The following is a 20,879-nucleotide window of genomic DNA, read 5'->3' as shown; positions in this document are numbered from 1 at the left end:
GAGATCGCCGCCCGACCGGTGCACCGCGCCAACGGTGCACCGGTCGTTCGGAGGGGCAGCTCAGTCGAAGGGATCGAGGGTCAGATACGCCTGCCGCGGGTCGCTGTCGTGGACGAGTGACTCGTGGTGGCCGACGTCGTCGAAGGCGAACGCGTAGGCCTTTCCGTCGGCCATCCGGTCATGGATGATCCGGGCGTAGTGGTTGGTCACCGTGTCCTGGTAGAAGTTCGCCGCGGAGGTGTCCGGCTGGTTCGGGTTGGTGAGCAGCGTCGAGCGGTTGAAGCCCGCGCACAGGGTGCGGGAGATCGGGCCGCGCATCTCGTCGTTGGGGGCGTCGAGGAGCCGGTGGCAGCCGAAGACGCTGCTCGCATCGGGCTTCTGGAAGCTGGTGACGACCGTCCCGGAGCCGTTGGTGAAGTTCAGGACGCCGCCGGAGACGCGCCCGTAGTACTTGGTGTCCGGCTGGTTCGCGAACGGCGTGACCGTCAGCGTGGTCGTGGCGTACTTCTGCCAGACCCGGTCGATGTAGTCGTCCATGACCGATGCGGGAAGCGCCCCGGTCTCCAGCCCGTACAGCGGGGACAGCGCCCGCAGCACGGTGCCGTCGGACCGCGTCTGGATCAGTCCGCCCCAGCCGCCCGACTGGGCCCGCAGCGCGCTGAACACCCCGTTGTAGCCGCCCGGCTCCAGCCGGCCGGTGCTGCCCACACTGCCGTCGGCGCGCTGCACGCCGACCGAGTACGGCGCGGAGAACATGTCGACCTGCGTGCTGTTCAGCCACAGGCCCGAGTCGTTGAGCGTGTACTCGGACCAGTTGAAGAGGATGTCGCGGTTCGGGTCGCTCGGGTTCTGCACGGCCGGCTGCACCAGACCGCCCGTGGCCAGCTTGAACACGAGCTTCTGACCGTACGAGAAGTAGATCCGGCCGGACAGCTTGGGGATCCGGACGGTACTGGACTGCCCGGCGGCCGGTCCGGGGATGGACGCGTCCGGGGCGGGCGTCGGCGGGTTGCCGCCCGCCGGCCATGGATGGAACGTACCGTTCGCGTCGGCCCAGCCCTGCTGACCCGTCGTCAGCGAGGTGCCGAGGATGTAGACATGGAGCGGATCGCCGCGACCGGAGTTGTTGGTGATCTTCAGCGGGATCGTCGCGGGCACCGCCGCGTCCGCGGGCGGCGTCGTGCCGAACGTGAGCAGCGCGCCGAGCAGGGCCGCCGCCGCGGCCACGGCCGGCCACCGGTGCCTGAGGATTGCGAGCACTCTCCACCTCCGTGCGGGTGTGGGGGGAATTGGTCCGTACCTGGTGTTGAGAGCGCTCTCAGCGTTGCGTCAAGGCGCGAGCATGTCAATGAGTGCGGCAGAGAAAGACGTCGGCGGCGCCGGCGGCTCGGGACCGTGGGCGCCGCCGACGGATCAGAAGGTGCGGTCCAACAGGTCCAGCAGTGCCGCCCAGTGACGCTTGTCCCCCTCGGCGTGGTACGACGCGGTGTCGGCCTGCGTGAACCCGTGCGGCGCGCCCGGGTAGACCTCGCAGCGGTGCCGGACACCCGCCGCGGTCAGTGCGTCCTCCAGGCGCTGAATCTGCTCCGGGGGCATGGACGGGTCCTCGTCGGCGTGTCCGAAGTAGAGCTCCGCGGTGATACGGTCCGCCACCAGATGCGGACTGTCCGGCGCCTCGGTCGCCAGCTGCGCGCCGTGGAAGCCGGCCGCCGCCGCGACGTGCTCCGGATACGTCCCGGCGGTGAGCAGCGCCAGCCGCGCACCCAAGCAGTAGCCGGTCACCGCGACCGGGCCGTCCGCCGCCTCGGGACGGTCCGCCAGCCAACGCAGATACGCGCCGGCGTCGCGCATCGCGGCCTCTGGCGTCAGGGACTGCACCGCCCGGCGGATCTGCTCGAACAGCCCGCCGCGTGCCGCATCACCGATGAACTCGGGCAACTCCACGACCGGGGCGCGCCCGTGACGGTAGAACAGGTTCGGCATCAAGACGGTGTACCCGGCTCCGGCCAGCCGGTCGGCCATCGACCTGAGCTGCGGCCGCAGCCCGAAGGCGTCCATGTAGAACAGGACCGCCGGATGCCGGCCTCCGTCGCCGGGGTGGGTCAGATAGGCATCGGCGGTGCCGTCCTCGGTGGGGATGTCAACGTCCGTTCCCTGTACGGCGGTCATGGCTGGCTGCCTTTCTGCGCGGTCGGCGACGTGGGGCCCGCCGGCTCGACGGGCCCGCGGCGGCCATCGTGACATGTGCGGGTAAGAAACCCGTTGCCCCGCCGTTCACTCGAACCGCGTGGTGTCACCCGCCCCGCGCCGGACGATCTCCGCCTCGCCCCCGGAGAAGTCGATCACCGTCGTCGGTTCGGTCCCGCAGTCGCCGGAGTCGACCACGCCGTCCAGCACGTGGTCGAGCCGGTCCTTGATCTCCCAGCCCTGGGTCATCGGCTCGTCCTCGTCCGGCAGGAGCAGGGTGCTGGACAGCAGCGGCTCACCGAGTTCGGTGAGCAGGGCCTGGGTGACGACATGGTCGGGGATGCGCACGCCGACGGTCTTCTTCTTCGGGTGCTGCAGCATGCGCGGCACCTCCTTCGTCGCCGGCAGGATGAACGTGTAGCTGCCGGGCGTCGACGCCTTGATCGCGCGGAACACGTCGTTGTCGACCCGCACGAACTGGCCGAGCTGCGCGAAGTCCTGGCAGACGAGGGTGAAGTGATGCCGGTCGTCCAGCTTGCGGATGGTCCGGATCCGCTCGATGCCGTCCCGGCTGCCCAGTCGGCAGCCGAGCGCGTAGCAGGAGTCCGTGGGATATGCGATGAGTGCCCCCGAGCGGACACTGTCCGCGACCTGGGCGATGGTGCGCGGCTGGGGGTTGTCGGGGTGCACGTCGTAGTACTTCGCCATCTGTCGAGCTTATGCCCGGCAAGCGGCGACGAACGGGCAGACCGGCCCGTGCCCGCACCGGAGTCGCGTCGAGGGCAGCGGCCAGGCCATGATCAGGCCCGTTTCCTGCCCGCTTCCGGCTGCCGTGCGCCGTCCGGCCCGTGAAAGCCACAGCGACCCTCGGCCACGCTTGAGGTAACGTCACCCGACCGGTGACCCCGACGCCGGGTACAGAACGAGCAGAAGGAGGCAGGGCCGACGTGGCTGGCCGAGATGACGAGGGCCGTCGCGTGGACGTGGCGGACGGCACGGACCCGACGTGGGCACAGCAGTTGCTCGACCATCTCAGACCGTCCGCGCGGGACGTCCGCAAGGTCGTCGCCTGGCTCGCGGACGCCGCGGACGCGGACGTGTCCCTGCAGGACGACGCCGGTACCCTCCTCGCCGGAACACGGACACCGCTCGACGAGGACCTGGTCGCGGACATCGCCGCTGGCCGGATCGCCTCCGCCGCGCTGCAGGACGGCGGGCACCACCGGCGGCTGGTCAGGGTCGAGCTGCCGCGGCCCGCGTCGGCCGGCGTGCTGGCGGTGATCCGCCCGGCCCCCTTCGACCGGCGCACCTCCGACATCGTCACCCACACCGCCGGTGTGCTCGAACTCCTGCTGCGGGCACGGGAGAGCGCCGCGGCCGGACACCGTCTGCGCAGGGCCGCCTCCGACCTGCGCCTGGCGATCCTGCAACTGCTCATGGTCGAGGACACCGTCTCCGCCCGCCGGGTGGCCGCCGGCCTCTGGCCCGGCCTCCTCGACACGGACACCGCCTGCGTCTACGTGGCCGAGAGCCGCCCCGAGGACCGCGACCGGCTCGCCGAGGAATGCCTGGACGCCACCTCGGAACAGGCCCTCGTGGTGCGCTGCCCGGCCGTGGACTCGCATGTGATCGTCGTGACGCCCGGCGAGGCTGCGGCGGCGGAGCTGCGCTCGCTGATCGACGGCCGCCCGGACACCTTCCTCGGTGGCAGCGCCCGGCAGAACCTCGCCCAGACCGCCACCGCGTACGGCCAGGCCGTCAGCGCCCTCGCCGTGGCGCACTTCCGCCCGGACAAGAAGGCCGTGTACGCCGAGCGCACCCACCCCGAACGCCTGATGGACCCGGCCGCACTGCGCTGCTGGACGGCCGGTCTGCTGCGGCCCCTCGACACCCTGCCGCACCACACCCGCGCCGAACTCCTCGCCACCACCCGACTCGGCCTGGAGTTCACCGCCGTCAACGCGGCCAAGGTCCTCGGCGTCAGCCGCAACACCGTCCGCGCCCGCATGGAACGCGTCGAGGGCCTGCTGCGCACGGACCTGTCGGACCTCACCGTTCGGGCAGCCGTCCATCTCGCGCTGAACACACAGGCCGCCCTCGTGGAGCTCCCCGGCGACCCCGGCGAGGCGGCCCGCAGCGGGTTCGGCGAGCTGCTGGCCGGGCCCGCCGTGCGCACCTGGGCCCGCGACCTGCTGGGACGCCTCGACACCGACACCAGGGACCTGCGCCGCACCCTGCGCACCTGGATCGCGGCCGGCGGCAACGCCGAACGGGCCGCGCAGCTGCTGGGCGTCCACGCGCAGACGGTACGGGAGCATGTGCGCAGCGCCGAGCCCGTCCTCGAACGCCAGCTCCTCTCCGGCGGCAGCGACCTCTACGAGGTGGTCCTGGCGCACCTCGCGCTGGGCGACCTCGACCAGCCCGCCCTGCAGGGGGCGAATCCGGGCCATCCGGACTCACCTGTGCACGGTTGAGTCCTCCGGCCGGTGAAACGGGCATCGACGCGGTTCACAACCGATCCGCCCTGCACGTAGGTTCAACGAGCCGCAGGGGCACGACCGGAACGGGGGACCGGTCGCGCCCCTGCCGCACCGCGTCCGGAGCCGGGCCTCACGCGTCCAGCCGCACCGGCACCTCCTGCCACCCGAACGCGATGAACGACGGCACCTGCCGCAACTCGCCCTCACCGACGGCCAGCCGCACCTCGGGGAAACGGTCGAACAGGGCGGGCAGCGCGGTCAGCGCCTCCATGCGGGCCAGCGGCGCGCCGATGCACCGGTGTACACCGATCCCGAACGCCAGATGGTCGTCGGCGCCGCGCGAGGCGTCGAAGACGTCCGCGTCCGGCCCGTAGTGCGCCGGATCCAGACCGGCGGCGGCGTACGTCGTGATGATGGCGTCCCCGGCCGGAATGGTGACGTCGCCGACCTTGATGTCCGTGACGGCGAACCGCAGCGGCAGCGCGGCGATGGACGGGTGCACCCGCAGCGTCTCGTCGACGACCGCATTCCAGGTGATCTTCCCGGCCCGCACTGCCGCCAGCTGCTCGGGCCGGCGCAGCAGGGCGACGACCGCGTTGCCGATGAGGTTGACGGTGGTCTCGAAACCGGCCCCGATCACCAGCAGCAGCGTGTACAGCAGCTCCTCGTCGCTGAGCCGGTCGCCGTCCTCGTCGCGCACCCGGATCAGCTCGGTGGTCAGGTCGTCGCCGGGGTGTTCGCTGCGGTGGGCGATGAGTGCGGGCAGGACCGTGCCGATCTGCTGCTGCACGAACGCGGCGTGCTCCGGACTCGGATCGGTGGTGTCCATGATCGCAGCGATGAGCCGCGCGGTGTCCTCCCGCATCTCGTCCGGCACGCCGAACAGGTCGCAGATGATGCGCATCGGCAGGGGATGGGCGAAGCCCGCCTTCACATCCACCACGTCACCGTCGGCCCCGGCCGACTCCAGTGCGTCGAGCAGCTCGGCCGTGACCGCCTCGACGCGCGGACGCATCGCCTCGGTGCGTCGGTGCGTGAAGCTGGGCGAGATCAGCTTGCGCAGCCGCGTGTGGTCGGCGCCGTACGTGGAGAGCATGTTGACCACGCCCACCCAGCCCAGGATCCAGCCCCAGGAGGGGTGTTCCCCGATCTCCGGCCACAGTTTCCAGTGCCGGCGGGGGTCCTTGCTGACCTGTGGGTCGAGGATCAGCTGCTTGAGCACGTCGTGGCCGGTCGGCGCCCAGGCGGGTATGCCGCCGGGCAGCTCCACGGGCACGACGGGACCGAGGGCGCGCAGCCGGGCGCTCTCGCCGGGAATGTCGGCGCCGAACGGGTCGATGACAAAGCGGTCGATGCGATCGGTCATGGTCACGGGCGGTCTCCTGGCTGGTCGGGGGAGCGAGGGGTGAACCGCACGGGCAGCGCGGTGAGCGACCGGTGGAAGGGACCCGGCCGCCAGGTCAGACGTTCACGGGGCAGGACGGGCTGCAGATCCGGCAGCCACTGGGTGAGCCGCTCGATCGCCTCTGTGGCGATGAGCAGCGTGTGCTGCTTGACCGGACAGGCGTGCGGGCCGGCCGACCACGAAAGGTGCGAGGCGTCGCCCGGGTGCCGGTCGGCACCGTGCTCCTGCTCGGCGAAGTACGCCAGCGCCCCGTAGGAGATGACCACCGGCACCGCGGCCCGGATCCACACGCCGTGGAAGGACAGCGGTCTGCGGGCGAAGTGGATGCCGTAGTTGGCCAGGGGCGTCTCGTGGTGCAGCACCTCCACGACCGCGTCCGTCACGGGACGGGCGCCGCTCGTCAGGGTGGAGTAGTACTCCGGGTTGCCGAGGATCCGCGACAGCGCGTTCGACACCAGGTTCGCGGTCGGTTCGTGCCCGGCGCCGAGGGTGAGGAACACCTGCCAGGTGACCTCCTCCGGGGTGAGGCCGGCCGGATGGTCCAGCAGCCGGCTCGGCAGGTCGTCGCCGCGCTCCTCGGCCTTGGCCGCGATCAGCTCCAGGACGTACCCGCCGAACTCCGCCTCGCCCTCGGCCGCCTGTGCACCGCCCTCCATCATCTTGCCCAGGGCGGTGTTGAGCCGGTCGCTCTGGCTGTCCGGCAGCCCGAACAGGCTGTTGAACACCAGGGCCATCAGCGGCCGGGCGAAGTCACCCACCAGGTCGGCCTCGCCCCGCGGCCCGAACCGGCTCACCAGCACATGCACCGCCCGGTGCACCCGCGCCCGCAGATCGTGCGGCTCGACCAAGTCGAAGGTGTCGATCAGCGAGGTGCGGTAGCGACTGTGCGCGGCACCGTCGGCGAACAGGGTGTTGGGACGCCAGCGCATCATCCCCAGGACCGGCGAGTCGTCGGCGACGGTGGCCTCCCACGGCCGGGGGTCGTGCGAGAACGTCTCGGTGTCGTGCAGCAGGTCCAGCGCGGCCCGCCGGTCCGTGACGACGTACGCCGGCACACCCGGTGCGAGTTCCGCCCAGCCGATCGGGCCCTGCTCGCGCAGGTCGGCGTAGTAGCGGTACGGATCCAGTGCGAAGCCGTCCTCCCACAGCCGCACGGGCACCGAACGGGAGAAGGTCTGCTGGGCAGGGGAATGGGTGGTCACCGGCGCTCCGGAGGGTGGCGGTCGATCAGATGCTGGACCAGGGCGAGCAGCGCGTCGATGGAGGAGTCCTTCTCCCGGGCGTCGCACGTCACCATCGGCGTGTCCGCCTCCAGGTCCAGGGCGGCGCGCAGCTGTTCCTCGGTGTGGTGGCGGGGCGCGTCGGGGAAGGCGTTGAAGGCGACCGCGTACGGCAGGCCGCTCTCCTCCACCAGACCGAGCACGTCGAACGAGGCGTCGACGCGGCGGCTGTCCACCAGAACGAGCGCGCCGAGCGCCCCGTAGGCGATGTCGTCCCACAGCGACCGGAACCGCTCCTGCCCGGGCGTGCCGAACAGATACAGCACGATCCCGCCGGGCAGGCTGATCCGGCCGAAGTCGATGGCGACCGTGGTCGTCGACTTCTCCCGCACCCCGGCGAGATCGTCCACCTGCGCGGACGCCTCGGTGAGCTGCTCCTCGGTGTGCAGCGGGCGGATCTCGGAGACGGAGTCGATGAGGGTCGTCTTGCCCACCCCGAACGGGCCCGCGACCAGGATCTTCACCAGGTCGCGGGCGCTGTCGGGCAGGTGGATGGCACTAGTGGTGCTTGAGGGCGCGGAGGCCATCGGCCACTCTCTTCAGCAGGTCGGGGTCGAACCGTTCGGCGGGCGGGATCGGCGCGCGGGCGAGCACCAGGTTCCGGTCGACGAGGCCGGCGGCCAGCACCCGCACCGCGGAGACCGGCAGCCGGAGCAGCGCCGCGGCCTCCACCACGGTCAGCGAGCCGTCGTCCAGCTCCTCCAGCAGGGCCAGTTGGGCGGCCGGCAGATCACCGGGCACCGGCTCGCCGGTGCCGGTGAGCACCGACAGCCGCTCCAGCTGCGGACGGCTCGGCCGCGCCACGCCGCCGGTCGACAGATACGCGGGAACCAGGGGGCGGCCGCCGGGGCGGCCGGTCATGCCGACGCGCCGCCGTCGGCTCCCCGGGGCGCGGCGGCCATCGCCTTCTCGCCGAGCCGCGCCACCTGCGAGTGCACCCGGTGCGCCAGCAGGTCCAGACGCACCTCGGCGTCCCCGTACGCGGCGACGACCGTGCCGTGGTCCGTCGGCACGATCAGCACATAGCCGTGGTCGGACTCGATGACCACCTGGCGCACCTCGGCCCGCTCCCGGTCGGCGAACGCCGCCGAGGCCGTCCGGCAGGCGCCCTGCACGGTGCTGGTGATGGCTGCCACCCGCTCGGCCGACGGCCGGGTCAGCGCGTCGGTGTACCCGGTGACGAGCCCGTCCCGGGTGAGCAGAACGGCGGCCACGACATGCGGTACCTGCAGGATCGGTTCGAGCACCCATGCCGTGTCGCCCGCATCGCGGCTGGTCATCGAGCCGCTCCCCCTTCGTAGTCGGTCATCGGTCGGTCGTCTCCGTGTCGTCGGCGGCTGCCTCGGCCCACCCCCGTGGCCGGGCCTCCCCACCGGTGGTCCCGGTCCCGGAGCGCGCCGCCGCGGTACCGGACTGCAGGGCGCCGAGGGCGGCCGCGGCCTCCTCGGGCCGGCGCGCCGGTCGCCGGGGCGCGGGCGTGTCGGGGGCAGTGGCACGGCTACGGCGACGCCGCTGCGGGAGCCCTCCTGCGTCCCGTGGACCGTCGTGCTCGGACACGACACCGTCGGCACCGTCGTCCTGCTCGATGCCGTACGCGTGGGCCGGGGCGGACGTGACGGCCTCGTCGGTCCCGGCCTCCTGCTCTCGGCGGGTCGACCGCGGGGCGCTGGCCGCCGGCGGACGCTCCTCGGGGTCGATACGGCTGAGCAGATGGCTGTCGACCAGCAGCACCGCGCGCACGCCGCCGTACGGGGACGGCGAGGAGAGGTCCACGCTCAGGTCGAACTGCCGGGTGAGCTGGCCGATCGCGGCCAGACCCATCCGGGGCGGATCACCGAGGTCGGTCAGCAGGATCGGCTCGGAACCGGCCACCAGCCGCTGGGCGCGGGCCCGTTCGTCCTGGGTCATGCCGAGGCCGGCGTCGTCGATCGTGACGCAGACGCCGTGGTGGACGTGCTCCAGGTTGACCGTCACGTCGGTGTCCGGCGCGGAGTGCCGCAGCGCGTTGTCGAGGAGCTCCGCGACGATGATCGCGACCGGCTCGACGGCGTGCGACACCAGGGCGGTGCCCGCCGCGAGATGGTTGTGCACCCGCACCCGGTGATAGCCCGCGAGCCGGGCCTGACCGCCGGTCACCGCGTCGACCAGGTGGGACTCCTCACGGGCGAGCCCCACCCAGGCCCCGCACACCACCGCGGCGATCTGCGCCCGGCGCAGCGACTGTTCGTTCTCGTGGTCCAGTTCGAACAGGGTCTGGGCCAACTCGGGATCGTCGTACTGCTGTTGCAGTCCCCGCAGAGCGTCCTGAAGCCGGTACAGGGCCGCCTGGATCTCCCGGGTCGCGCCACGCATCCCGGCCTGGGCCGCCGCGTCGATCCGGGTGCGTTGGCCGGTCAACTCGAGGCGCAGGGCGGTGAGTACGTCGTCCAGGGCGCCGCCGAGTGGTGTGTCGGCGAAATGCGGATGCCGCGGACCCGGCACCGCGACATGCGGATGGGCCAGCTGCCGCGCGGCCGCGGGAACGCGCTGCGCCGCGAGATACCCGACTTCCGCGATGAACGCCTGGAGGGTGCCGTCGAGTTGGCGGCGCAGCGCGGTGATCTCGGCCTGCTGCAGGGCCTGTTGCCGACGGGATCGGAGCAGCCCGCCGCCGAGGGCCAGCGCGGACAGTGTGCCGGCGGCCAGACCGCCGACGACCAGGTCCGGTAATTCGATCATCGAGTGGGTTCCAGGGGAGGTCGGGCAGGACGGGATCGGAAGCCCCTGTCATGAGGGCACGCGCAGCACACTACAACCGGCGGCGACCGTTCTTGCGCGGTGCGATCAGACTTGAGGTCAAAACTGCTTCTGCTCCGATCACTTCTGTGGCAACTGTCGGAATTGCCATATGCATCAGGCGAGTTGAGGCCGCCGAGCCCGTCCGTCCGGGTGCCGGGCGACCCGGGTTACTCCGAACGGGGGGGTGCGCTCACCCGGTCCGGTGAGTGCCGGTGTGTTCGCGTACCACCGGTGCGGCCTCGGGCGTTGCCCTCGGCATGGACCGACCTTCCCGGGCGCCGCGGCGCCGGCCGGCAAGCGATCCCGTACCCGGCCCCTATGCCCAACTGACCGGCGGGGGCTGGTGCCGCCCGCTGATCTACGCCCAACTCGTCGCGGAGTGGCGGGCCGAGGGGCGGTGCGTGCCCGCCCCTCCGGACGTGCAGTGGGTGTCCTTCGCCGCCCTGCCGGCGAGGACCTGCAGGGCGGAGCGGCGCTCCTGACGGGCTACTGGCCGCACAGGGGCTCCAGCACGGAGAGCGTGCCGTTCGCCTGACGCAGGGCGAGCTCCAGGGTGGCGGGCGCGTGCAGCGCCCCGGTCCCGTCGGGCGGGATCAGCCACTCCAGGAACCGGGCCGGCCGGTACGGCGGAGGAACCGCCACCCATGACCCCTTGCCCGCGTGCCGCAGACCGGCGCCGATCCACCGGCTGTCCGGGTCCGGCGGGAGGAAGAACCCCACCCGGTGTGCGGCGGTGTCCACCAGTGTCGGACCCGGAATCGGCAGCGAGGGCCGCCACAGCAGATCCAGGGTGAACAGGCCCAGCTGATCGGGCACGGTCAGTACGTCCCAGAAACGCCCGGCCGCCAGGAGGGCGACACCGTCGCCGCGGTCCCACTCCCGCTTGCACTCCTTGGGGTCCGGCGCGGCGGCGGCGAGCCACTCCACTCCGCGCGTCCAGGTCAGATCGCTCATGTTCCGCTCCGGAGGATCTCCGTCGGCTGCACGCCGACCGGGCATATGCATGCTTGTAGATATTTCTATCCGGCGGAAGGGGTGGCGCGGGCTGGCGTTCGGGGCGGTTCCGTTCGACGGTCGGGCATGCGCTCGACGCGTCCCGGGGCGATCCGCTCCGGCCGTGTGTACGGCGGACAGAGGGGTACCCGTGCCGCGCTGACGTACTCGCCTCGGCAGAGCGAAGGAGGAGGCCCGCATGACCAGCGGCACGGAGACCGGCGGCGTGACCGGCACGCCGGACAAGGACTACAACCTGATCTGGTACGTGGAGGCATGCCTGAACAACGCGCTGCGCCTGGAGACCTACATCCAGGACGCCGAACGCGACAAGGACACCGAGGTCGCGGACCTGTTCCGCAAGGCCCAGGCGGACAGCCGCAAGGGCGCCGAACTGGGCAAGGCACTCCTGCGCAGCAGGCTCGACGGCGGCTGACGCCGGTCCGCTGGAAGACCGGGGCCCGGACACCGGCACGCCGACGCCGGTGTCCGGGCCCCGGTGCCGCCGTACGGCCGTCAGCCGATCACCTCACGGCAGCGGCTGTTCGGCCCAGATGACCTTGCCGCCGGGCAGGTAGCGCGTGCCCCAGCGCTCGGCGAGCTGCGCGACGAGGAACAGACCCCGTCCGCCCTCGTCGGTCATCGCCGCGTACCGCAGATGGGGCGCGGTGCTGCTGCTGTCGAACACCTCGCAGATCAGGCTCCGGTCGCGCAGCACCCGCACGCGGATGGGTGTACCGCCGTACCGGATCGCGTTGGTGACCAGCTCGCTCAGGATCAGCTCCGTGGTGAACGTCAGGTCCTCGAGCCCCCACTCCGTCAGCCGCCGGATGACGGAGGCGCGCACCTCCGCGACGGCCGCCGGATCGGACGGCACGTCCCAGGCGGCGACCCGGTCGGGCCCGAGCGCCCGCGTGCGCGCGACGATCAGGGCGACGTCGTCGCTCGGCCGGGCCGGCAGCCGGGAGTCCAGCACGGCACGGCAGGTGTCCTCGGGCGACGTGCCCGCCTGCTCCAGGGCGGTGCGCAGCAGCTCCAGCCCGGTGTCGATGTCCCGCTCCCGGTCCTCGACCAGCCCGTCGGTGTAGAGGACCAGCCGGCTGTCCTCGGCCACCTCCACGTCGACCGTCTCGAACGGCAGGCCGCCGAGCCCGAGCGGGGGACCGGCGGGCACGTCGAGGAACTCCACACTGCCGTCCGGGCGGACCAGCGCCGGCGGCGGATGACCGGCGCGGGCGATCGAACAGCGCTGCACGACCGGATCGTAGATCGCGTACAGGCAGGTGGCGCCCGTGACCGGGGCGCTGCCGCCGTCTGCCGCATCGCTCTCGTCGACCTCGTCCAGGTCGATCCGGGCGACCAGCTCGTCGAGCAGCCCGAGCAGTTCGTCGGGCGCGAGGTCGAGGGCGGAGAAGTTGTGCACCGCCGTACGCAGGCGCCCCATGGTGGCGGCGGCGTGCAGCCCGTGGCCCACCACGTCGCCGACGACGAGGGCGACCCGGGCGCCGGACAGGGGCAGTACGTCGAACCAGTCGCCGCCGACGCCCGACTGCGCGGGCCGATACCGGTAGGCGATGTCCAGGGCGCTCTGCTCGGGCAGGCTGCGCGGCAGCAGGCTGCGCTGAAGTGTCACCGCCATGCTGTGCTCGCGCGTGTAGCGGCGGGCGTTGTCGATGGAGACCGCGGCGCGGGCGACGAGTTCCTCCGCGAGGGCCCGGTCCTCCGCGTCGAACGGCTCCGGATTCTCCATGCGCCAGAACGTGACCACGCCCAGGATCAGGGAGCCCGCCCGCAGCGGTGCGGTGATCAGCGAGTGGATGCCGTACTGAAGGGTCTGCGCGGTGCGCTCGAGGTCCTGCGCCTGCCAGCCCTGTGCCTCCCGCAGCCGCGGCTCGATGATCGTCCGGCCGGCGAGCACACTGCGGGCCTGCGGCGAGGACGGGACGAACCGGATCCGCCGGCCCACCGGATACAGTGGCGGGTCCGTCCGTATGCCGGCGAAGGCGGTGCGGCGCAGCTCCGTGCCGGGTTCGGGCTGCTCACCGCCCAGCACGGCGTCGAACAGGTCGACGGTGGCGAAGTCCGCGAACCGGGGCACCGCCAGCTCCGCCAGTTCCTCGGCGGTACGGGTGACATCCAGGCTCGTCCCGATGCCCGCACCGGCGGCGTACAGCATGTCGAGCCGTTCCCGCGCCACCTCCGCCCGGCCGGACAGGGCCCGCAGCTCCGTCGAGTCACGCAGGGTCGCGACGCTGCCGGGCGGGCCGCCCCGCAGATCGGTGGGCCGCTGGTTGACCGCCAGCAGTCTGTCCTTGACCAGGTGGACCTCGTCCGTGGCGACCCGTCCCGACGCCAGCAGTTCGGCAGTCCCCGGCTCCAGGCCGAGGTCGCGGACATGGCGGCCCTCGGCGTCGTCGGGCAGGCCGAGCAGTCGGCGCGCCTCGTCGTTGGCGAGCAGCAGGCCGCCGTCGCCGTCGACGATGAGTACACCCTCCCGCACGGCGTGCAGTACCGCGTCGTGGTGCTCGTACATGCGGGTCATCTCGCGCGGTCCCAGCCCGCGGGTCTGCCGCAGCAGCCGTCGGCTCACCAGTGCCGTGCCTGCGGTGGCGACGACCAGCGCCCCGGCCGCCGAGAACAGCACCATCGGCAGCTGCCGGTTGGCCGCACCTCCCACGTGCTCGGTGGTGATGCCGGACGACACCAGGCCCACCACCCTCCCGCCGTCGTCCTTGACGGGCACCACGGCCTGCACCAGCGGGCCGATCGTGCCCTCGATCTCCTCGGTCAGACTGCGCCCGGCCAGCGCCGGTGCGATGTTCCCGACGAAGCGCTTGCCGATGCGATCCGGCAGCGGATGGGTGTAGCGGATTCCGTCGGTGTTCATGACGACGATGAAGTCGACGTGCGCCGCCTCGCGGGCCGCCTCCGCCCGCGGCTGCAGGACGGCTGTCGGATCCGGGCTCCTCAGCGCCTCCAGAGTCCCCGGGGCGTTGGCGAACGTCTCGGCGACGGCGAGCGACCGGTTGCGGGCCTCCTGGGTGCTGTCGCGGCGGCCCTGCAGCACCAGCGCCACCACCGCCACGACCACCAGCAGCAGCACGATGACGACCTGGAGGAAGAAGACCTGCCCGGCGACACTGCGCCCGGTCAGCACCGAGCGCACCCCCGCCGCCGGGCCCCGTCCCGGCCGTCCGTTCCCCCGCTGCTTCCGGTCCGGTGAGCCGTCCGGCCCCGACCGCGTCCGCCACTCGCGCACGAACAGCTTCCGGGCAGGCGTGCACTGGTCGCGCACTGCTCGGAGAGGCCTGGTGGACTGAGCCCGGGATGGACCCAATTGTCGGACCATGTGCCCTGTCTACACTGCCGAGCCCCGGGAGGCGAGAGACATCACGCACTGTGGCGGAGCGTACGCATGTCGGCCGGACATCAGTGTGGGGGCCCGGTGCGGCGGGCCGCGAGCAGCAGCGCGATGTCGTCGTGCCGGTCGGCGGCATGGCGGGCCGTGACGGTGAGCCGCTCCACAATGGCCGCCAGCGGGCGGCCGCCCGGCCGCCCGGCCGTGGCGCCCGCCTTGGCCAGGGCCACGCGCAGCGCCGTGATCCCCTCGTCGATGTCGCCGCCGGGCCGCTCGACGAGACCGTCCGTGTACAGCGCGAGGACGGCGCCGGGATCCATCGGCAGCTCCGTCACCGGATACTGGGCGAGCGGATCCACCCCGAGCACGACCCCGCCGGGGAGATCCAGGATGTGCGTGCGGCCGTCCGCGTACCGCAACAGGGGCGGCGGATGACCGGCGCGGGCGACCCGGGCCAGGCCGGTGACGGGGTCGAGGCGGACATAGCAGCAGGTCGCGAACTGGCTCGGCTCGAGGTCGATGAGCAGGTGATTGGTGCTGCTCATGACCTCGTCGGGCGGCCGGTCGTCGAGCGCGAACGCCCGCACCGCGCTGCGCAGCTGGCCCATGGTGGCGGCCGCCTGCACGCCGTGTCCCTGGACGTCGCCGATCACCAGGGCGATGCCGTCCCCGGCCTCGACGACGTCGTACCAGTCCCCGCCCACGTCCATGCCCTGGGTGCCGGGCAGATAGCGGCCCGCGGTCTCCACCCGGGGGTGGTCGGGCAGCTGTCGGGGCAGCAGGGCCCGCTGGAGCCCGCGGGCCAGCGCGGCCTCCGTCTCGTAGCGCTGCGCCTTCTCCATGGCGTGCGCGATCAGCCCGGCGAGCGCGGTCAGGACGGTGCGCTCCTCGGTGCTGAAGCTGCGGGGCCGGTCGAAGCCGAGGATGCAGGAGCCGACCGGCCGCCCCGAGGCGATCAGCGGGAGGAAGGCGCGGGCTCCCTCGGTCGCGTCGAGGGGGATGCCGGGGTAGGCGGCCGACAGCGCCTGCATCGAGTCGAAGAAGAGCGGCTGGCCGGTGGTCAGCGTCTCGACGCCGGGCAGCCGGGCGCTGAGGCTCACGCCCTCGAACGGCGCGAGGAATCCCGGCGGGAACCCGGTCTCCCAGGCCAGGTAGAGGTGCCGTTCCTGCAGCAGGTAGATGGCGAGCCGACGGCCTCCGAACGCGGGCAGCAGCTCCTGCATGACCACCGCGGAGACCTGCCGGGCGGTGGCCGCCTCCGTCAGTGCGATGGCGAGGACGATCGGCTGGTGGACCGGTGAGCTCGCGGCCACTTCGGCATCGGAGGCGTCGGCCGACGCCGGCGTGGGCGCCGACGCTGCGGGAGCCTCCGTCCCCCGGTTCGCCGGGGCGACGGTGCAGGTCAGGATGTCCGGGCCCGGATGGACGGACACGGCCAGCCAGTCACCGCTGTTCGGATCGTGCGGCTCCCCCTGAGGAGCGGGTCGCCGGACGTGGAAGTGCACCGGGTCGGGGGACAGCAGGGCCGCGCGCAGATGGTCCTCGGAGGTGGCCTCGCCGAACCACGGCACACCCTCCCACAGGGGCCGGCCGAGGAACCGCGCCCGCGGCTCGCCCAGGAGCTCGGCGGCGCGCGGATTGGCGTAGCCGACCAGTCCCAGCCGGTCCAGGCAGAAGACGCCCTGGGGGAGCTGGTCGGCGGCCGCGTCGGCCATCGAGGCCGCGTCGAGCACGATCCCGCCGACGGGGTACGGAGCACCGGCGGCGGGCCTGCGGCCGGCGACGTCCTGGTTCCACAACTCCACCAGCCGCGGCGCGCCGTCGGGGGTGTGCAGGTGCACAGGTGCGGGCGGCGGCCCGCCACGGGACGCCTGGCACAGCACCTCCAGGAAGCGATCCGCCTCGCCCGGGGCCACGGCCCCGGTCAGGGTCTCGGCGGGGCCGGGCAGGCCCTCGGCCGGCAGCCGCAGCAGGGCCCGCGCGGCGTCGTCCGCGGCGACGACGTCGGTTGCCGGATCCCACGTGAAACGCCCGATCCGGCCCGGCGCCAGCCGTGCGCCGGGCGGCCGTACGCACAGCGGCTCGGCGTCCCACACGAGCGGCTCCCCGTCCTCCTCCAGGCGCCGCACGGCCACCCCCAGATCCTCGGCCAGCTCCGCCAGACGGTCCCGTTCGGCCAGCACCTCGGTGGCGTCCGAGGCGGCCGGCCGCAGCACGGTCAGCACGCCGTAGGGTCCCTCCTTCCCCGGGACGGGTACACAGATCGTCCCCACGGGGAACGGCAGACCGGCTGCGAACTGGGGGTAGCGGCGCATGGCCTCCGTGACATTCGGCAGCACCACCTGCACGCCCAGCCGATAGGCGTCGGCGACCGGGAACCGGCGGTGCGCGTGCAGCCGCCACCAGGGCCGGTACAGGCGCCCGGGCAGGCCCACCAGCACGGCCAGCCGCAGAACGCCGGGGGAGCCGGAGGACAGGTAGATCCCCGCGGCGCGCCCGTCGGTGGCGAGGACCGCCTCGGCCGCGGCGTCGGCCAGCAGCGTGGCCAGCCGTCCGGGCTCTGCGTTCCGGCCCTCGACGCTCCCAGTCATCGGCCCTACCTCGTCCGTGCGCGCCGTCGCGCAGGCGACACAGCAAGAATGCGCCACGACGCCCCCTGCCCGCACCCGGGCGGGCGTGAACGGGAGCGTGCGGCATGGGCGTGCGCGGCGACCCCGTCAGGGCCTTTTGCCGGAACGGCAACGGACCTCGCCCTGTCCCGCCGACGGCCGGATGATCGACGCACACCGGCGGACGGTACGGGGCCGCCGTCCCTCCTGTCCGCCGACGCCGGAAGACCGCCCACCGCTTCGGGAGGAACCATGCCGCACCCGTCCGCCGACGACCTCACCCACCGTCTGGTGCCCTCACCCGCCGGCCGGATCCACCTGGTGGAACAGGGCAGCGGACCGCTGGTGCTGCTCGTGCACGGCTTCCCCGAGGGCTGGTACTCCTGGCGTCACCAGCTGCCCGCCCTGGCGGCGGCCGGCCACCGAGCGGTGGCGATCGACGTCCGCGGCTACGGCCGCTCCTCCCGGCCGGGCCCCGTGGACGCCTACCGGATGCTGGAGCTGGTGGCGGACAACGTGGCCGTGGTGGAGGCCCTGGGCGAGCGGTCCGCCGTGATCGTCGGGCACGACTGGGGCGCGACCATCGCCGCCACCTCCGCGCTGCTCAGGCCCGATGTGTTCCGCGCCGCCGGGCTGCTCGGGGTTCCCTACACCCCGCCCGGCGGGCCGAAGCCGAGCGACGTCTTCGCCGCCATGGGCGGGACGGAGGAGTTCTACGTCTCCTACTTCCAGCAGCCCGGCCGTGCCGAGGCGGAGATCGAGCCCGACGTACGCGGCTGGCTGGCCGGCTTCTACGCCGCCCTGTCCGCCGACACCATGCCGGATCCCGGCGCTCCCGACCCGCACTTCGTCGGACCCGGCGGCCGACTGCGCGACCGGTTCCCCGTCGAGCGGCTTCCCCACTGGCTCTCAGAGCACGAACTCGACGTCTTCGCCGGAGAGTTCGAACGCACCGGCCTGAGCGGTGCGCTCAACCGCTACCGGAACATGGACCGGGACTGGGCGGACCTCGCCGGCCATCACGGCGCACCCCTCACCCAGCCCTCCCTGTTCGTCGGCGGAGCCCGGGACGCCTCCGTCACCTGGCTCGCCGACGCGATCAAGGCGTTCCCCGACACCCTGCCCGGCCTGGTCGCCTCGCATCTCCTCGACGACTGCGGCCACTGGGTCCAGCAGGAACGCCCCGAGCAGGTCGACCGGATCCTCACGGACTGGCTCGCCGGGCTCGCCGGCTGACGACCCGGGCCCTCAGGAACCGTGCAGGGTCCGCTTGGCGAGTTCGTACGCCGGGAGCATCGCCTCGTGCTCCTCGGTGTCCATCCCGCCGAGGTGCAGGACGACCGGGCCGTCCGGGGTGGTGACGGCGAGCGCGCGCTCCTTCTTGGTCTCCTCCAGCAGTTCGCTGGTGTAGAGGTACTCCACCTCGGCGCCGGTGAGACCGTCCGCCTCGAAGGAGCTGTACTTCTCCTTGTTCACCCCGTCCTCGGCTGCGACGAAGGCTTCAAGGACGGTGCGCGCGTCGTCGTCGCCCGGCTCGCCGGTCCAGACACGGAGGAAGCCGATGTTCCCGGCGGGCTTGGCGTCCACCTCGCAGGCGGCGGTGACCGGACCCTGGTGGAGGAGGGCGTCGGCCAGTTCCTCCGCCGCCCCGCCGGCAGCGGCGTCGACGGACTCCGCCGCCCAGTCCTCGGCGATGTCGAACGTCACCGGCAGCTCGCAGGCCGACCCCTCGGCGCCGATGGTGCCGCCGCTCCTGGCGACATCGCTGCTGCTGCCGCCGGCCGCGTCCGCCGACGCCGACGTGCTCGCGGGGGCCTTGTCCTCCCCGTCCGCGCAGCCTGCCACCAGCCCTGCCACCAACGCCACGTGGACCAGCCCCCGCCACGCGTTCCCCGCCCCGACCTGCACCGCACCGTCTCCTCTCGGTTGAGGCGGGTCACTGTATCCCCCCGTCACCGTGCCAGAGCCGCCCGCGCTGTCTCCACCGCCTGCACGGCGTAGGTCCGGCCGAACAGGACGGCGTGGACGAGAAGGGGGAAGAGCTGGTGGAGGCCGATACGGTCCCGCCAACTCTCCGCGAGCGGGGCCGTTTCCTGGTAGCCCTCGAGCACCTGATCCAGGTGGGGGCAGCCGAAGAGATGGAGCATGGCCACGTCGGTCTCCCGATGGCCGCCGTGCGCGGCGGGGTCGATGAGCCAGGCCTGTCCGTCCGCGCCCCACAGCACGTTGCCGTTCCACAGGTCGCCGTGCAGCCGGGCGGGCGGCTCGGCCGGGCCCGCGAGCCCGGGGAGCCGCTCGCAGACCTGGTCGACCACGGACGCCTCGGCGGGCCGCAGCGTCCCGTCGTCCACGGCGCGGCGGAGATAGGGGAGCACCCGGTGCTCGGCGTACCAGGTCGGCCAGTCGTCACCGGGGACGTTGCGCATGGGGGCGAGTCCGATGGACGCGTCCCTGGGCCCGCCGGGTGGCGGAACCCCGAACGCCGCCGCACCACGGGCGTGCAGGGTGGCCAGGTCCCGGCCGAACCGGACCGCCGCCTGCCCGCTGGGCCGGCCGGCCGGGACGCGTTCGGTCACCAGCCACTCCCCGTCATGACCATGCACGGCCGGTACGCGGACCGTGCCCGCCTCGCCCAGCCAGCGCAGCCCGGCGGCCTCGGCCCCCACGCCGCCCGGCGCGTCCTGGCGTTTCACGATCACCACCTGCCCGCCGTCGAGGGTGACCTCGGCGAGCGCGCCGGACAGCGCACGGACTCCGGTCACTTCCCGCCCGGTGATCCTCGCCGCTGCCGTGTCGGGTCCTTCGCGCACGGCGACCACGGTACGACAGCCTGCGGCCGGTCCGGAGAGAACCGAACTTTGCCGTATCGGCAAAGCCGGTTGTCGCCGGAGCAGCGGTGATCCAGGCTCGGTCAAGAGGGCGCCGAACCCGGCATACGGCGTCCCTGACCGAGCAGACGACCAGGAGGCACCATGCCCGAACTCCCCGCGCCCACTCAGCCCGCAGAGTTCTGGGAGACCCGCTACCGCGACACCGACCGTGTCTGGAGCGGCCGCCCGAACCAGCTGCTCGTGCGAGAGGCCGCCGACCTCGAGCCGGGCCGCGCCCTCGACCTCGGATGCGGCGAGGGCGGGGACGCCATCTGGCTGGCGTCCCGCGGCTGGCACGTCACCGGCGTCGACATCTCGGCCACCGCCCTCGAACGCGCCGCCCTGCACGCCGCCGACGCAGGAGTCGGCGACCGCACCGGTTGGGAACGCCACGAGCTCGGCAAGTCCTTCCCCGAGGGTTCCTTCGACCTCGTGAACGCCCAGTACCTGCAGTCCCCGGTGGGGCTGGACCAGGAGTGGATCCTGCGGCGCGCCGCCGACGCGGTCGCGGACAAAGGCACGCTGCTGATCGTGATGCACGGCGGCTGGCCGTCCTGGCAGACCGAGCCGCCCTTCGACGCCGTCTTTCCCACGCTCGAGGGGGTGCCGGCCGAACTGGCGCTGCCCGACGGGGAGTGGGCCGTCGAGACGGCGGAGACGGTACGACGTACGAACGTCTCCCCGGACGGCCGGGAAGGCTTCCGGGACGACCACGTGTGGCGGTTCCGGCGACTCTAGCTAGGGCCTGTCCGGCGGATCATGCCGGAGACGCGGGGCTTGGCACGCCCATCTGCGGCGTTGTCATCGGTTGCCGACTCCCCCACGCTCGGCTTCGCTCGCGCGGGAGGGGCCCCCATCGCGTCGACGCCCTCCTCCGCCTTGCAGCTGGACGCACCAAGCCCCCGCTCACCTGCACTGA

19 protein-coding genes are annotated in these 20,879 nt (G+C 72.8%); 5 read left to right on the top strand and 14 right to left on the bottom strand.

The window, feature by feature from the left end; genetic code table 11:
* Positions 1–60 precede the first annotated feature (60 nt).
* From ACFVJQ_RS26560 to ACFVJQ_RS26550, 3 genes are all read right to left on the bottom strand, one after another.
* On the bottom strand, positions 61–1,260 hold the full coding sequence (locus ACFVJQ_RS26560; protein ID WP_385787535.1) for a glycoside hydrolase family 64 protein: 1,200 nt from the start codon (positions 1,258–1,260) through the stop codon (positions 61–63).
* 153 nt (positions 1,261–1,413) lie between these two features.
* Positions 1,414–2,169 carry a dienelactone hydrolase family protein gene (locus ACFVJQ_RS26555; RefSeq protein WP_385516224.1) on the bottom strand — a complete coding sequence of 252 codons (756 nt, stop codon included), beginning with the start codon at positions 2,167–2,169 and terminating at the stop codon, positions 1,414–1,416.
* Between the two features lie 105 nt (positions 2,170–2,274).
* Positions 2,275–2,895: an L-threonylcarbamoyladenylate synthase gene (locus ACFVJQ_RS26550; RefSeq protein WP_385516225.1), complete on the bottom strand. Its 621-nt coding sequence runs from the start codon at positions 2,893–2,895 to the stop codon at positions 2,275–2,277.
* A 239-nt stretch (positions 2,896–3,134) separates the two neighbouring features.
* Here ACFVJQ_RS26550 and ACFVJQ_RS26545 point away from each other — a divergent pair, with 239 nt between their 5' ends.
* Complete coding sequence (locus ACFVJQ_RS26545; protein ID WP_385787532.1) at positions 3,135–4,661, top strand: helix-turn-helix domain-containing protein; 1,527 nt, start codon at positions 3,135–3,137, stop codon at positions 4,659–4,661.
* Between the two features lie 136 nt (positions 4,662–4,797).
* Here ACFVJQ_RS26545 and ACFVJQ_RS26540 read toward each other — a convergent pair whose 3' ends face one another.
* From ACFVJQ_RS26540 to ACFVJQ_RS26515, 6 genes are read right to left on the bottom strand one after another with little or no spacing between them, the layout of a single operon-like run.
* Positions 4,798–6,039, bottom strand: a complete 1,242-nt coding sequence (locus ACFVJQ_RS26540) for a cytochrome P450 (RefSeq protein WP_385787529.1) — start codon at positions 6,037–6,039, stop codon at positions 4,798–4,800.
* On the bottom strand, positions 6,036–7,274 hold the full coding sequence (locus ACFVJQ_RS26535; protein WP_385787526.1) for a cytochrome P450: 1,239 nt from the start codon (positions 7,272–7,274) through the stop codon (positions 6,036–6,038). The genes ACFVJQ_RS26540 and ACFVJQ_RS26535 overlap by 4 nt, the downstream gene beginning before the upstream one ends.
* Positions 7,271–7,879, bottom strand: coding sequence for an ATP/GTP-binding protein (locus ACFVJQ_RS26530; protein ID WP_385516229.1), 609 nt, complete (start codon positions 7,877–7,879; stop codon positions 7,271–7,273). Before ACFVJQ_RS26530 ends, ACFVJQ_RS26535 begins: the two co-directional genes overlap by 4 nt.
* Entirely contained in the window at positions 7,851–8,213 is a 363-nt protein-coding gene (locus tag ACFVJQ_RS26525; RefSeq protein ID WP_385516230.1) for a DUF742 domain-containing protein, read from the bottom strand. Before ACFVJQ_RS26525 ends, ACFVJQ_RS26530 begins: the two co-directional genes overlap by 29 nt.
* Positions 8,210–8,632, bottom strand: a complete 423-nt coding sequence (locus ACFVJQ_RS26520; RefSeq protein WP_385516231.1) for a roadblock/LC7 domain-containing protein — start codon at positions 8,630–8,632, stop codon at positions 8,210–8,212. Before ACFVJQ_RS26520 ends, ACFVJQ_RS26525 begins: the two co-directional genes overlap by 4 nt.
* Positions 8,633–8,657: 25 nt before the next feature.
* Entirely contained in the window at positions 8,658–10,070 is a 1,413-nt protein-coding gene (locus ACFVJQ_RS26515; RefSeq protein WP_385516232.1) for an ATP-binding protein, read from the bottom strand.
* Between the two features lie 317 nt (positions 10,071–10,387).
* On the opposite strand from ACFVJQ_RS26515, the gene ACFVJQ_RS26510 reads away from it, so the two are divergent.
* Positions 10,388–10,612 (top strand): hypothetical protein, encoded by a 225-nt coding sequence (locus ACFVJQ_RS26510; RefSeq protein WP_385516233.1) that lies wholly within the window; start codon positions 10,388–10,390, stop codon positions 10,610–10,612.
* A gap of 4 nt (positions 10,613–10,616) precedes the next feature.
* Here ACFVJQ_RS26510 and ACFVJQ_RS26505 read toward each other — a convergent pair whose 3' ends face one another.
* Positions 10,617–11,084, bottom strand: a complete 468-nt coding sequence (locus ACFVJQ_RS26505; RefSeq protein ID WP_385516234.1) for a hypothetical protein — start codon at positions 11,082–11,084, stop codon at positions 10,617–10,619.
* Positions 11,085–11,322: 238 nt separating this feature from the next.
* On the opposite strand from ACFVJQ_RS26505, the gene ACFVJQ_RS26500 reads away from it, so the two are divergent.
* Entirely contained in the window at positions 11,323–11,559 is a 237-nt protein-coding gene (locus tag ACFVJQ_RS26500; RefSeq protein ID WP_224738559.1) for a hypothetical protein, read from the top strand.
* Positions 11,560–11,652: 93 nt separating this feature from the next.
* Here the strand turns inward: ACFVJQ_RS26500 and ACFVJQ_RS26495 are convergent, their stop codons facing one another.
* Positions 11,653–14,472 (bottom strand): SpoIIE family protein phosphatase, encoded by a 2,820-nt coding sequence (locus ACFVJQ_RS26495; protein ID WP_385516235.1) that lies wholly within the window; start codon positions 14,470–14,472, stop codon positions 11,653–11,655.
* Positions 14,473–14,552: 80 nt separating this feature from the next.
* Positions 14,553–17,072 (bottom strand): SpoIIE family protein phosphatase, encoded by a 2,520-nt coding sequence (locus ACFVJQ_RS26490; protein WP_385787519.1) that lies wholly within the window; start codon positions 17,070–17,072, stop codon positions 14,553–14,555.
* A gap of 270 nt (positions 17,073–17,342) precedes the next feature.
* On the opposite strand from ACFVJQ_RS26490, the gene ACFVJQ_RS26485 reads away from it, so the two are divergent.
* Positions 17,343–18,326, top strand: coding sequence for an alpha/beta fold hydrolase (locus ACFVJQ_RS26485; RefSeq protein WP_385516237.1), 984 nt, complete (start codon positions 17,343–17,345; stop codon positions 18,324–18,326).
* A gap of 12 nt (positions 18,327–18,338) precedes the next feature.
* Here ACFVJQ_RS26485 and ACFVJQ_RS26480 read toward each other — a convergent pair whose 3' ends face one another.
* Positions 18,339–18,998 (bottom strand): lipoprotein, encoded by a 660-nt coding sequence (locus ACFVJQ_RS26480; protein ID WP_385787516.1) that lies wholly within the window; start codon positions 18,996–18,998, stop codon positions 18,339–18,341.
* A gap of 44 nt (positions 18,999–19,042) precedes the next feature.
* Entirely contained in the window at positions 19,043–19,900 is an 858-nt protein-coding gene (locus tag ACFVJQ_RS26475; RefSeq protein WP_385787513.1) for a fructosamine kinase family protein, read from the bottom strand.
* 162 nt (positions 19,901–20,062) lie between these two features.
* Here ACFVJQ_RS26475 and ACFVJQ_RS26470 point away from each other — a divergent pair, with 162 nt between their 5' ends.
* Positions 20,063–20,698: a class I SAM-dependent methyltransferase gene (locus ACFVJQ_RS26470; RefSeq protein ID WP_385516240.1), complete on the top strand. Its 636-nt coding sequence runs from the start codon at positions 20,063–20,065 to the stop codon at positions 20,696–20,698.
* Positions 20,699–20,879 lie beyond the last annotated feature (181 nt).

The sequence above is a fragment of the Streptomyces sp. NPDC127197 genome (genome assembly GCF_042672405.1).
GTDB classification, from domain to species: domain Bacteria; phylum Actinomycetota; class Actinomycetes; order Streptomycetales; family Streptomycetaceae; genus Streptomyces; species Streptomyces flavusporus.
The sequence above is the reverse complement of the archived record's forward strand: the minus strand, read 5'-3'. Positions and strand labels throughout refer to the sequence as shown.